This is a genomic window from Flavobacterium pectinovorum (genome assembly GCF_022802975.1).
GTDB classification, from domain to species: Bacteria; Bacteroidota; Bacteroidia; order Flavobacteriales; family Flavobacteriaceae; genus Flavobacterium; species Flavobacterium pectinovorum_B.
Genome location: NZ_JAFEVZ010000001.1, coordinates 152,982 through 165,602 on the forward strand (window position 1 = coordinate 152,982; position 12,621 = coordinate 165,602).

Here is a 12,621-nt window from a genome sequence, read left to right on the forward strand (position 1 = left end):
AATAGGTAGAAAATGAAAAGTGGTGTATTTGGTATATTAAAGGCAAGATTTCTGATTAATGATGACGCAGTAAAAAACTGGCGGTTTATTGTTTTTATCATTTTACTTGCTATAATAATGATTGCAAATACACAGCGATACGAACAAAAAGTTTTTGAAATTGCAAAGCTCAATAACGAAGTAAAAGAATTGCGATCTGAATTTGTAGACCGACGTTCAGAATTGATGAAGTTGAAAATGGAATCAACGATATCGAATAAAATGCTGGAGAAGCAAATTTTTCCATCAACAGTTCCACCGATAAAAATAGAAGTTAAAAAAGAAGAAGAAAAAAGTTTCTTTCAAAGAATATGGCAGTAGACGATAAACATATATCCTACAGAATTTACCTCGTAGCAGTTTTCATCTTTTTGATGGCAATTGCTATTGTTGTTAAATTAACCAATATTCAATGGGTTGAAGGGGATTATTACAGAAAACTGGCGAAACAGCGTACGGTTCGAAATTTTGTAATTCCTGCTAATAAAGGAAATATATATTCTGCAGATGGAAGTTTACTGGCAACGTCAATACCTAATTATGAAATCCGATTCGATTCAAAAGCACCAAAAGAAGAAAATTTCGAGAAATATATAAAGCCTCTTTCAGATTCTTTGTCTGTTATCCTTGGAAGACCAAGTGGTTATTATCAGAATGAATTAAGAAAAGCCAGAGAAAATAAAAACCGTTATTATTTGATTGCGCGTAATTTAAGTTATACTGAATACGTGAGGATTAAAGGGTTTCCGCTGTTTAGTTTAGGAGCTTTTAAAGGTGGAATCATTGTTGAACAGGAAACAGTGAGAAAACATCCGATAGGTAAAATTGCAGAAAGAACAATTGGTTACGACCGAATTGATCCTGCAACCGGAGTTGAAGTTGGAAAGGGAATTGAATGGGCTTTTAAAAGTTATCTGAACGGAAAAGACGGGAAAATTTTAAAACAAAAAATCGCAAAAGGACAATGGAAGCCTATTCGTGACTTAAACGAAGTTGATCCTGTAGATGGTTATGATGTAATTTCTACAATTGATGTTTTTATTCAGGATATTGCGCATCATGCTCTTTTGAAACAATTAGAAGATTACGAAGCCGATCACGGTTGTGTAGTAGTAATGGAAACAGAGACCGGTTATGTAAAAGCAATTTCTAATTTAGGAAGACAAGAAGACGGATCGTATATTGAAACTACAAACTATGCCGTAGCTGAGTCTCATGAACCGGGTTCTACTTTTAAATTAGTCGATTTAATGGCAATTTTAGAAGATAAAGTAGCTGATACAAGCACGGTGTATGATAGTCATGGTGGCGTTGTTAAATATTATGGAAGATCCGTGCGTGATTCGCATACGGGTGGCTATGGGAAGATTTCGTTAGCTCGTGGATTTGAACTTTCATCAAATACAGTGATGGTTCAGGCAGTTTATGAGAATTATAAAAGCAATCCATCAAAGTTTGTAAATCATATCAGAAATTTTGGTTTAGACAAAACCTTAGGGTTGCATTTTAAAGGAGAAGGAAGGCCAATTATTCCGCATCCTGGAGATAAAAGCTGGTCAGGTATTTCACTTCCGTGGATGGCTTTTGGATATGAAGTTTCAGTTACACCAATGCAAACATTAGCATTTTATAATTCGGTAGCAAATAATGGCGTAATGGTAAGACCACAGTTTGTATCTGAAATTAAAGAATGGAACAAATCAATTAAGAAATTTGATACAGAAGTGATTAATCCAAAGGTTTGTTCGCCGGAAACGATTAAAAAACTAAAAGCTGTTTTGTTGAATGTGGTTAAAAAAGGAACGGCTTCTAAATTGTATTCGAAAGATTTTTCAATGGCTGGAAAAACAGGAACGGCTCAGATGAATTATGGAGGAAAAGAAGGGAAGTCAGCATTGTATTATGCGTCTTCTTTTGTGGGATATTTTCCGGCAGATCATCCGAAGTATTCTTGTATAGTAGTGGTTCATAAACCAAATACATCTAAAAATAATTATTACGGAGCAGATGTGGCAGGGCCAGTTTTTAAAAGGATAGCCCAAAAGATATTTACCGATGCGCCATCTACAAATAAAATTAAACGATTGGATTCCAAAATTCCAAAACAGGAATACAGTTATGATAAGTTTGATATTGAATCAAATAAAAAGCCAAAACTGATTCCGAATTTAAAAGGAATGCCGGGAATGGATGCTGTAGCGTTATTGGAGAATCTTGATTTAAAAGTAAAAGTAATTGGTGTAGGAAAGGTGAAAAAACAATCGATCCAGCCAGGACAAAATATTAATAAAAACACAACAATAGTATTAGAATTATCGTGAAAATACTAAAAGACATATTATATAAAGTAGCTATTGAATCTGTAACAGGTTCAACAGATATTGCTATTCATAAAATTGATTTTGATTCAAGAAAAATTGAAGAAAATGATATTTTTATAGCGATTCGAGGGACTCTTTCTGATGGTCATGATTATATCGAAAAAGCGATTCAGTTAGGTGCGACAGTAGTGATTTGTGATACATTGCCTTCAACTATTAAAAATGGAATTACGTACATAAAAGTAAAAGATACCAATACGGCTTTGGCTTTTATGGCGGCTAATTATTTTGGAAATCCTTCTGAAAAATTAAAATTGGTTGGAGTAACCGGTACAAACGGTAAAACGACAATTGCTTCTTTATTATTTCAACTGTTTCAAAAGGCTGGTTTTAAGGTTGGTTTATTATCAACGGTAAAAATCATGGTTGATGAAACGGAATATAAAGCAACACATACAACTCCGGACTCCATTACAATTAATCATTATTTAAATGAAATGATTGAGGCTGGCGTAACGCATTGTTTTATGGAAGTGAGTTCACACGGAATTCATCAAAAAAGAACAGAGGCTTTGCGTTTTGTAGGAGGGGTTTTTACGAATCTTTCGCACGATCATTTAGATTATCATCCAACTTTTGCAGAATACAGGGATGTAAAAAAATCCTTCTTCGATTCATTGCCTAAAACAGCTTTCGCTTTATCAAACATTGATGATAAAAACGGAACTGTAATGTTGCAGAACACGGTGGCAAGAAAATTTACATACGCTTTAAAAACGTATGCCGATTTTAAAGCACAGATTTTAGAAAGCCAATTGTCAGGATTATTATTAAAAGTAAATGATAATGAAGTTTGGGTAAAGCTGATCGGTACTTTTAATGCCTACAATATATTAGCTATTTATGGAACCGCAATTGAATTGGGTATGGATAGTCTTGAAGCGTTGCGTTTGTTGTCTGATTTAGAGAGTGTTTCTGGTCGTTTTCAATATATTGTTTCAGAAGGTAATGTGACAGCAATTGTTGATTATGCTCATACGCCGGACGCTTTGGAAAATGTTTTAAAAACAATTGGCGACATTCGTACCAAAAATGAACAATTGATTACAGTGGTTGGCTGCGGTGGAAACAGGGATAAGGCTAAAAGACCAATTATGGCACAAATCGCTGCGAATTTAAGTGATAAGGCTGTTTTAACTTCAGACAATCCGAGAAATGAAGATCCTGAAGTGATCTTAAATGAAATGGAAGAAGGAGTCGAAGCTCATAATTACAAAAAAATCCTGAGAATTACAGACAGAAAACAGGCTATAAAAACTGCTTGTCAATTGGCTCAGCCAAATGATATTATTCTAATTGCAGGTAAAGGACATGAAACGTATCAGGAAGTAAATGGTGTTCGTCACCATTTTGACGATATGGAAACGGTAAAAGAACTTTTGGAACAACTAAGAAAATAACAATGTGAAAATTCCAAATCCCAAAATTCAATTTAACGTTAGAATTTGGAGTTTAAAGATTGGAATTTAATTCGAAATTAGAATTTAAAAAAATAACGATATGTTATACTATTTATTTGAATATTTAGACAAAACATTAGATGTTCCTGGAACAGGTGTTTTTCAGTACATCACCTTCAGATCAGGTTTGGCTTTATTGCTTTCATTGCTTTTATCAACGATTTATGGTAAAAGGGTGATTAATTTTTTGCGTCGTCAACAGGTTGGAGAAACAGTACGTGAGTTGGGGCTTGCAGGTCAAAATGAAAAAGCAGGAACTCCAACCATGGGAGGACTTATTATCATTTTTGCAACCTTAATTCCGGTTCTGTTGTTTGCACGGCTGCATAATATTTATATTGTTTTGCTTATTGTAACAACACTATGGATGGGTACAATTGGTTTTGTAGATGATTATATTAAAATATTCAAAAAAGATAAAGAAGGTCTTAAAGGAAGATTCAAGGTTATTGGCCAGGTAGGTCTGGGAATTATTGTAGGGACTGTTCTTTATTTTAATCCTGCAGTTACAGTAAGAACTGATACGGGCTATAGTGGAAGCTTCAAAAATACTAATACAACAGTTGTTCTTCAAACTCCTGTTGAAGAAAAATCAACTGCGACTACAATACCGTTTGTGAAAAACAATGAGTTTGATTATGCTGAAGTTTTAGCCTGGACAGGTGAAGGTTATGAGAAATGGGCCTGGCTGATTTTTATTCCGGTTGTAATTTTCATCATCACCGCAGTTTCAAACGGAGCTAATTTAACTGATGGAATAGACGGACTCGCAGCGGGAACCTCTGCAATATCTGTGCTCGCACTCGGAATATTTACATTTGTTTCCGGGAATATTATTTTTTCGAATTATCTCAATATTATGTACATCCCCAATTCCGGAGAGATGACAGTTTTTATATCGGCTTTTGTAGGTGCCTTGATTGGGTTTCTTTGGTATAATTCGTATCCAGCTTCCGTATTTATGGGCGATACAGGAAGTTTAACCATTGGTGGAATTATAGCAGTTTTAGCCATTGCTGTTCGTAAAGAAATATTGATTGTTTTGTTTTGCGGAATTTTTCTGGCCGAAAGCGCTTCAGTTATAATTCAGGTTGCTTACTTTAAATATACGAAGAAACGTTTTGGCGATGGCCGTAGAATTTTCCTGATGGCGCCATTGCATCATCATTATCAGAAAAAGGGGTATCACGAGAGTAAAATTGTAACCCGATTCTGGATTGTTGCCATTATGCTGGCCATATTATCAATCGTTACTTTAAAACTAAGATAGATGAGGCTGGTAGTTTTAGGAGGGGGAGAAAGTGGTGTAGGGACCGCTATTCTCGGGAAGAAAAAAGGATACGAAGTTTTTGTATCTGACTTTGGAAAAATAAAAGAGAGTTACAAAGAAGTTCTTATCATTAATGGAATTCCCTGGGAAGAGGAACAGCATACCGAAGAGCTGATTTTAAATGCCGATGTTGTCATGAAAAGTCCGGGAATTCCTGAGAAATCTCCAATCGTAAAAAAACTAATTGCAGCAGGAGTTAAAGTGATTTCGGAAATTGAGTTTGCCAAACCTTTTACAGAGGCACTAACAATCGGAATTACAGGAAGCAATGGTAAGACCACAACGACAATGCTGACGTATCATTTGTTAAAGTCGGCAGGTTTAAATGTAGGTTTAGGTGGCAATATCGGAAAAAGTTTTGCATGGCAGGTTGCTGAAAATAAATACGATGCATACGTTCTTGAATTAAGTAGTTTTCAGCTGGACGGAATCATAGATTACAGGCCTGATATTGCCATAATAACAAATATCAGTCCCGATCATTTAGATCGATACGAATATAAATATGAAAATTACATTGATTCAAAATTTCGAATAACAATGAATCAGACTGAAAGTGATTATCTCATTTATGATTCAGATGATGAGGCAAGCACAGAATGGTTAAAAAATAATAAAACAAAAGCAAAATTAATTCCTTTTTCATTGACTAAATCATTCAGTGAAGGGGCTTCTATAAATAACAACAAAATGGAAATAAAGATCAACCAGGAAGAGTTTACAATGGAAACAGAATACATTGCGTTAGAAGGAAAACATAACATGAAAAACGCAATGGCAGCAAGCTCTGTAGCAAAATTGATGCAAATTAGAAATGCAACAATTCGCGAAAGTTTATCAAATTTTCAAGGTGTTGAACACCGTTTAGAAAAAGTACTTAAGATTCAGAATGTACAATACATCAACGATTCTAAAGCGACAAATGTAAATGCTACTTTCTTTGCTTTAGACAGCATGAATGTTCCAACAGTTTGGATTGTGGGAGGTGTAGATAAAGGGAACGATTATAATGAATTGATGTCATTGGTTCGCGAAAAAGTAAAAGCTATCATCTGCTTAGGTATTGATAATCGTAAAATTATTGAAGCCTTTGGAAATGTAGTTGACATCATGGTGGAAGTAAATAATATGAATGATGCTGTAAAAACGGCACAACGTTTAACAGAAAAAGGCGATGCTGTTTTATTGTCTCCTGCCTGTGCAAGTTTCGATTTATTCGAAAACTACGAAGACAGAGGAAAACAGTTTAAGCAAGCGGTTCATAACTTATAGAAATAGTTTAAAATTTCAGGTTTCAAGTTTAAAACCTGAAACCTGAAACCTGAAACAAAAGAAACCTGAAACAAATCAACAATGAAAGAGCTCGTAAACAAACTAAAAGGAGATAGGGTAATATGGTCATTCGTGGCTTTATTAGCACTGTTTTCGTTTATGCCTGTTTTTAGTGCGAGTAGTAATTTGGCGTACATAGGTCATGGAACTGGGAATACATTGGGGTATTTGGTAAAACATTTAGCTCACATTTGTATAGGATTTTTGATTATTTATTGGGTGCATAAAGTGCCATATCATTATTTCAGGGCGATTTCAAAAATTGCTTTGCCAATTGTTTGGTTTTTGCTGCTTTATACATTGTTGAAAGGAACCGTAATTGCCGGAGCAAATGCAAGTCGTTGGATTCAGGTGCCTTTTATCGGAATCACTTTTCAGACTTCGACTTTGGCATCTATTGTTCTGTTTATTTTCGTAGCACGTTATTTGTCAAAAAAGAAAGAAGAAAATGAGCCTTTTCAGGTTTCGCTGATACAGCTTTGGTTGCCGGTTTTTATCACATTGGCACTTATTTTGCCAGCGAATTTTTCGACTACAGCGTTAATTTTTTCTATGGTAATTATGCTGACATTTATTGGTAAATACCCATTAAAATATATAGGTTTTATTATTGGTTCGGGTATTGCAATGTTGATGTTCTTTTTGTTGGTTGCAAAAGCATTTCCAGATTCAAGATTTTTTAGCAGGGTTGGAACGTGGGGAAGTCGTATCGAAAATTTTACCACAGACAAACCTGATGAAGATGATTATCAAATAGAAAAAGCAAAAATTGCAATTGCATCAGGAAGATTAGGCGGATTAGGACCGGGAAAAAGCGTTCAGAAAAACTTTTTACCACAATCTTCTTCCGATTTTATTTATGCCATTGTGGTTGAAGAATATGGTTTAGTAGGAGGAGTATCAATTTTGCTTTTGTATTTATTGTTGTTGTTCCGATTTGTGATTGCATCGCATAAAGCCAATACATTATTTGGAAAATTAGTTGTCGTCGGTCTCGGATTTCCAATGATATTTCAGGCAATGATTAATATGGCGGTTGCAGTAGAATTATTGCCGGTAACTGGGCAAACGCTTCCGCTGATAAGTTCGGGAGGAAGTTCAATCTGGATGACTTGCTTTTCTTTGGGAATTATCATTAGTGTAACCAAAAAAGAGGAAGAAATTGCAGAAGAGCAGCAAGAAAAGGAAAGACGAAAAGAAGCGCTTCAAAGATTAATTGACAAAGAACTTGCCGAAGAAGATTTGTCTGCTGATGCAGTATATAAAGAAGAGGAAATGTATTCTATTGAAGATAATTCAAGAAATCCGATGAATGCAGTGTTAAACAAATAAGATAAATAGCTATTAAAAGTATGGCGAATTATAAATTCATATTAAGCGGAGGAGGAACAGGAGGGCATATCTATCCTGCAATTGCGATTGCAAACGAATTAAAATTACAATTTCCTGATGCTGAATTTCTTTTTGTTGGTGCCCAAGATAAAATGGAAATGCAAAAAGTACCTCAGGCAGGTTACGAAATAAAAGGACTTTGGATTGCTGGTTTGCAACGAAAATTGACTTTGCAAAATTTGATGTTTCCTTTTAAATTGATTAGTAGTTTATGGAAATCCAGAAAAATTATTAAGCAGTTCAAACCAAATGTGGTTATTGGAACCGGAGGTTTTGCCAGTGGGCCTTTATTGCAGGCAGCAGGATCAGCAGGAATTCCAACAGTTATTCAGGAACAAAATTCGTTTCCTGGTATTACTAATAAATTATTAAGTAAAAAAGCAAACGCTATTTGTGTTGCTTATGAAAATTTGGACAGATTTTTTCCTAAAGAGAAAATCGTTTTAACTGGAAATCCGGTTCGTCAGGATTTAATTGATATTGATACAAAACGTAATGAAGCCATTGCTTTTTATGGCTTGGATCCAAGTAAAAAAACTTTATTGGTTCTGGGAGGAAGTCTAGGTGCTAGAAGAGTTAACCAGTTAATAGAAAAAGAATTAGATAATTTTCTTTCACAGGATGTGCAGGTTATCTGGCAGTGTGGAAAATTATATTTTGATGATTATAAAAAATACAATCAGCCAAATATAAAAGTGGTTGATTTCATTGAAAGAATGGATTTTGTTTACGCAGCTGCTGATGTAATCATTTCAAGGGCAGGTGCTTCATCAGTTTCAGAATTATGTATTGTGGGGAAACCTGTGATTTTTATTCCGTCACCAAATGTAGCCGAAGATCATCAGACTAAAAATGCACAGGCAATTGTAGAGCAGAAAGGCGCAATTTTATTAAGAGAATCACAATTAGATAGTGAGTTTAGCATTGTTTTTGAATCACTCCTGAAAGATGAAGAGAAACAAAAGCAACTACGTGATAATATTAAAAAATTAGCCAGACCAAAAGCAACACAAGATATTGTAGCGCAGATTGTCAAGTTAATTCAGTAGGCTATAGACAATAAGCTTTAAGGTTGATGCGCTATCTAAAGAATAATATAGGCAAAGGAATATAAGAGAATTAAGTAATAAAGATAAAAGTTGAAGGCATAAAGCCTAAAGCTTAATGCTTAAAGGAAATAAAAATGAATTTAAATCAGATACAAAACGTTTATTTTATTGGTATTGGAGGCATCGGAATGAGTGCTCTGGCCCGTTATTTTAAATATATCGGGAAACAGGTTTCAGGATATGATAAAACGCCTTCTATGCTGACAAGTGAATTAATTGAAAGCGGAATTGATATTCATTTTGAAGACAACATCGGTTTGATTCCGAAAGATTATTATGTAGAAAATACATTAGTAATTTTCACACCGGCTGTTCCAAAATCACATTCGGAATGGAATTATTTTATAGAGAGACAATACGAAGTTAAAAAACGTGCCGAAGTTTTGGGAATCATTACCAAAGACACTTTTAGTTTTGCCGTTGCAGGAACACACGGAAAAACGACAACTTCAAGTATTTTAGGACATATATTGTATGAAAGCGGTGCCGATGTTACGGCGTTTGTGGGTGGAATAGTAGAGAATTATAATTCTAATTTAATTGGAAACGGAAAAACAGTCACAGTTGTTGAAGCAGATGAATTTGATCGTTCATTTTTGCATTTGCATCCAAATATTGCTTGTATCACATCAATGGATGCGGATCATTTGGATATATATGGAACGAGCGATGCTATCGAGGCTTCGTTTGTAGAATTTGCTTCTAAGGTTGAAGATAAAAATAATCTCTTTATAACTAAAGAATTGCCTCTTGACGGAGTGCAATGTGCTATCAATGAAGATGCTGTTTATAAGGTGTTTAATGTTAGAATAGAAAATGGAAGTTATGTTTTTGATGTTCAGACGCCATCAGAAATCATGAAGGATTTGCGTTTTGGATTGCCGGGCAAGCATAATTTAATGAATGCATTAATGGCTATTGCAATGTCAAAAACTTTTGGAACATCAACGGATTCTATTGCAAAAGCACTTGCGTCTTTTAACGGAATCAGAAGACGTTTTTCGTATCAGATTAAGTCTGAAAATTTAGTTTATATTGATGATTATGCACATCATCCAACAGAAATTAATGCGGTGCACCAGGCTGTAAGGGAATTATATCCGAATCAAAAAGTACTGGCAATTTTTCAGCCGCATTTATTCAGCAGAACAAAAGATTTTGTGGATGGATTTGCAGAAAGTTTATCACAGTTTGATGAAGTTTTTCTAATGGATATTTATCCTGCAAGAGAACTCCCTATGGAAGGAGTAACCTCTGAATGGCTTTTGGGTAAAATGACTAATCCCAATAAAAAGATAGTTGCAAAAGAAGATTTATTGTCGGAAATTAAAGCTAATGATGCGCCAATAATTGTAACAATAGGAGCTGGTGATATTGGAGAAATGGTGCCATCAATTAAAAAGATTTTAAATGAAAATATTTAATTGGACAAATATTCGATTGATTCTCATTTTAGGGCTCGTTCTCTTTTTGTATTCGTTTGCGCAACATCGAAACGGAGATAGGAAATTGAAAAAATCTATGGTTGTTTTTGTAGGAGAGAATACGCTTTTTGTGAAGACTGAAACGGTTAATAAATTGTTGATAGAAAATAAAAGAGACGCTTCCAGTATCCGAAAAGATGAGTTAGATTTGAATAAAATAGAAAAAAGCCTTGATACGCAAGAGATGATTGAAAAATCAGATGTTTTTGTAAGTATCGATGGAGTTCTAAAAGCGCGGGTAAAACAGAGGACGCCAATAGTAAGAGTTTATGATGGTGGGAGCTCTTTTTATATTGACTATGAAGGGAATAAAATGCCTTTGTCAGACAATTTTACGGCGCGGGTTCCTCTTGTTTCGGGGATAATAAATAAAAAAAATAACGAAGATTTAGCTACTTTATTTCGCACAATTTATGACGATGCGTTTTTGAAAAAAAACATCATTGCAATAGAAATTATGCCTAATGGTAGCTTAAAAATGTTTAATAGAAATTATAATTACTTCATTGATTTTGGAAGAACAATGAAAGTGGATGAAAAATTCAGGAATTATAAGGCCTTTTTTCAAAAGGCTGTTTTAGATAGTTCGTTATACAAATATAAAAAAATTGATCTGAGGTTTACGGAACAAGTAGTTTGCACAAAATAATAGAAAATGGAAAAAGATAACATTGCAGTAGGTCTAGATATTGGAACAACCAAAATAGTTGCCATGATAGGCAAAAAGAACGAGTATGGTAAATTGGAAATTTTGGGTATTGGTAAATCCAAAAGTTTGGGTGTTGCGAGAGGTGTTGTAAACAACATTACGCAAACTATTCAATCGATCCAGCAAGCTATTCTTGAAGCCGAAACGAATTCAGGTTACAAAATTAAAGATGTGGTTGTTGGGATCGCAGGACAGCATATCAGAAGTATTCAGCATACAGATTACATAAGCCGTAATAATCCGGAAGAAGTAATTGGCGAAAAAGATATTCAGCTTTTGATCGATCAGGTGAATAAACTGGCGATGTTGCCGGGTGAAGAAATTATTCATGTTTTACCTCAGGAATTTAAAATCGATGGACAATCTGAAATAAAAGAACCGATCGGAATGTACGGAGGAAGATTGGAATCCAGCTTTCATGTAGTTGTTGGACAAGCTTCTTCAATTAGAAATGTTGGAAGATGTATTCAGAGTTCAGGAATTGAATTGTCAGGATTGACATTAGAGCCATTAGCTTCAGCAGATGCAGTTTTAAGTCAGGAAGAAAAAGAAGCTGGGGTTGCACTTATAGATATCGGTGGAGGAACAACAGATTTGGCCATTTTTAAAGATGGAATTATTCGTCATACAGCTGTAATTCCTTTTGGAGGAAATGTAATTACAGAGGATATTAAAGAAGGCTGTTCGATTATCGAAAAACAAGCAGAGCTTTTAAAAATAAAATTCGGATCTGCCTGGCCGGGAGAAAATAAAGACAACGAAATTGTTTCTATTCCGGGCTTAAGAGGAAGAGAGCCAAAAGAGATTTCTCTTAAAAATCTGTCTAAAATTATTCATGCCCGCGTGGTGGAAATAATTGAGCAGGTTTTTGCTGAAATTAAAGCTTATGGACATGAAGATCCTCGTAAAAAATTAATAGCAGGAATCGTTCTTACAGGTGGTGGAGCACAGTTAAAACATATTAAGCAATTAGTAGAATATATTACCGGTATGGATACCAGAATTGGGTATCCAAACGAGCATTTAGCAGGGAACTCCAGTGAAGAAATTTCCAGCCCGTTATTTGCAACAGCAGTTGGATTAGTAATGAATAGCATTGAAAACAGTACGCAAAGTGCTGTAAGAATGGAGATTGTAAATGAGCAGCCAAGAGTTGTTTACAGAAATGTGCCGAATCCTGCACAACAGCCGGTACAACAACGATACGAAGTTGAAGAAAACTACGTTGAAAGAGTAGAAACTATTGAGCAGCCAAGAGAAGTTAGAAATAATGTTACTGTTGAAGAATCTACAGAGACTAAAATCAGAAGATCATTTTTTGACAGATATGTCGATAAAATCAAAGATTTTTTAGACAACGCAGAATAAAAGAATAAGAGAAAAGG

At 34.8% G+C, this 12,621-nt stretch carries 10 protein-coding genes; all 10 read left to right on the forward strand.

The features are described from left to right. The first annotated feature begins 12 nt into the window (after nt 1–12). The 10 genes from FLV_RS00690 to ftsA all read left to right on the forward strand — a co-directional run bounded on the left by FLV_RS00690 (nt 13) and on the right by ftsA (nt 12,604). Nucleotides 13–360: an FtsL-like putative cell division protein gene (locus FLV_RS00690; protein ID WP_243230074.1), complete on the forward strand. Its 348-nt coding sequence runs from the start codon at nt 13–15 to the stop codon at nt 358–360. Beyond that, on the forward strand, nt 351–2,360 hold the full coding sequence (locus FLV_RS00695; RefSeq protein ID WP_243230075.1) for a penicillin-binding protein: 2,010 nt from the start codon (nt 351–353) through the stop codon (nt 2,358–2,360). Before FLV_RS00690 ends, FLV_RS00695 begins: the two co-directional genes overlap by 10 nt. Continuing rightward, entirely contained in the window at nt 2,357–3,820 is a 1,464-nt protein-coding gene (locus tag FLV_RS00700; protein WP_243230076.1) for a UDP-N-acetylmuramoyl-L-alanyl-D-glutamate--2,6-diaminopimelate ligase, read from the forward strand. The genes FLV_RS00695 and FLV_RS00700 overlap by 4 nt, the downstream gene beginning before the upstream one ends. Nucleotides 3,821–3,920: 100 nt before the next feature. Beyond that, nucleotides 3,921–5,150 carry a phospho-N-acetylmuramoyl-pentapeptide-transferase gene (gene mraY / locus FLV_RS00705; RefSeq protein WP_243230077.1) on the forward strand — a complete coding sequence of 410 codons (1,230 nt, stop codon included), beginning with the start codon at nt 3,921–3,923 and terminating at the stop codon, nt 5,148–5,150. Continuing rightward, entirely contained in the window at nt 5,151–6,482 is a 1,332-nt protein-coding gene (gene murD / locus FLV_RS00710) for a UDP-N-acetylmuramoyl-L-alanine--D-glutamate ligase (RefSeq protein WP_243230078.1), read from the forward strand. It begins immediately after the preceding gene. Between the two features lie 81 nt (nt 6,483–6,563). Beyond that, complete coding sequence (locus FLV_RS00715) at nt 6,564–7,874, forward strand: FtsW/RodA/SpoVE family cell cycle protein (protein ID WP_243230079.1); 1,311 nt, start codon at nt 6,564–6,566, stop codon at nt 7,872–7,874. A gap of 20 nt (nt 7,875–7,894) precedes the next feature. After that, nucleotides 7,895–8,983 carry an undecaprenyldiphospho-muramoylpentapeptide beta-N-acetylglucosaminyltransferase gene (murG, locus tag FLV_RS00720; protein ID WP_243230080.1) on the forward strand — a complete coding sequence of 363 codons (1,089 nt, stop codon included), beginning with the start codon at nt 7,895–7,897 and terminating at the stop codon, nt 8,981–8,983. 134 nt (nt 8,984–9,117) lie between these two features. After that, nucleotides 9,118–10,467, forward strand: a complete 1,350-nt coding sequence (gene murC, locus FLV_RS00725) for a UDP-N-acetylmuramate--L-alanine ligase (RefSeq protein WP_243230081.1) — start codon at nt 9,118–9,120, stop codon at nt 10,465–10,467. Next, nucleotides 10,454–11,176 carry a cell division protein FtsQ/DivIB gene (locus FLV_RS00730; RefSeq protein WP_243230083.1) on the forward strand — a complete coding sequence of 241 codons (723 nt, stop codon included), beginning with the start codon at nt 10,454–10,456 and terminating at the stop codon, nt 11,174–11,176. The genes murC and FLV_RS00730 overlap by 14 nt, the downstream gene beginning before the upstream one ends. Nucleotides 11,177–11,182: 6 nt before the next feature. Then, nucleotides 11,183–12,604 carry a cell division protein FtsA gene (ftsA, locus tag FLV_RS00735; RefSeq protein WP_243230085.1) on the forward strand — a complete coding sequence of 474 codons (1,422 nt, stop codon included), beginning with the start codon at nt 11,183–11,185 and terminating at the stop codon, nt 12,602–12,604. Nucleotides 12,605–12,621: the final 17 nt, after the last annotated feature.

Excerpts from the sequence above, each read along its gene's own strand:
- FLV_RS00690 (WP_243230074.1), top strand. The coding sequence starts at position 13 with ATGAAAAGTGGTGTATTTGGTATATTAAAGGCAAGATTTCTGATTAAT.
- FLV_RS00695 (WP_243230075.1), top strand. The coding sequence starts at position 351 with ATGGCAGTAGACGATAAACATATATCCTACAGAATTTACCTCGTAGCA.
- mraY (WP_243230077.1), top strand. The coding sequence starts at position 3,921 with ATGTTATACTATTTATTTGAATATTTAGACAAAACATTAGATGTTCCT.
- murD (WP_243230078.1), top strand. The coding sequence starts at position 5,151 with ATGAGGCTGGTAGTTTTAGGAGGGGGAGAAAGTGGTGTAGGGACCGCT.
- FLV_RS00715 (WP_243230079.1), top strand. The coding sequence starts at position 6,564 with ATGAAAGAGCTCGTAAACAAACTAAAAGGAGATAGGGTAATATGGTCA.
- murG (WP_243230080.1), top strand. The coding sequence starts at position 7,895 with ATGGCGAATTATAAATTCATATTAAGCGGAGGAGGAACAGGAGGGCAT.
- murC (WP_243230081.1), top strand. The coding sequence starts at position 9,118 with ATGAATTTAAATCAGATACAAAACGTTTATTTTATTGGTATTGGAGGC.
- FLV_RS00730 (WP_243230083.1), top strand. The coding sequence starts at position 10,454 with ATGAAAATATTTAATTGGACAAATATTCGATTGATTCTCATTTTAGGG.
- ftsA (WP_243230085.1), top strand. The coding sequence starts at position 11,183 with ATGGAAAAAGATAACATTGCAGTAGGTCTAGATATTGGAACAACCAAA.